Here is a 225-nt window from a genome sequence, read left to right as displayed (position 1 = left end):
GGGCCCGCAGATTGCCAACGTGGTCGGCCCGGCCGGCGAAGAAATCTACTGCGACGCCTACGGCCGCATTCGCCTGCAATTCCTCTGGGACCGCTACGGCCGGAGCAACGATAACAGCTCCTGCTGGATACGGGTCACCCAGCCCTGGGCCGGTCAGGGCTGGGGCATGCTGGCGATACCGCGTATCGGTCAGGAGGTGGTGGTGGACTTTCTTAACGGCGACCC

Annotated in this window: 1 protein-coding gene; it reads left to right on the top strand. The window is 65.3% G+C overall.

All coding sequences use genetic code 11. The annotated features are described in order from the left end of the window. A partial coding sequence (gene vgrG, locus SLS51_RS24980) for a type VI secretion system tip protein VgrG (RefSeq protein ID WP_323840921.1) occupies window positions 1-225 on the top strand: 225 nt, incomplete at both ends.

It is taken from the genome of Photorhabdus africana, from assembly GCF_035181445.1.
Classification (GTDB): Bacteria; Pseudomonadota; Gammaproteobacteria; order Enterobacterales; family Enterobacteriaceae; genus Photorhabdus; species Photorhabdus laumondii.
This window is presented reverse-complemented; position numbering and strand designations above follow the sequence as displayed.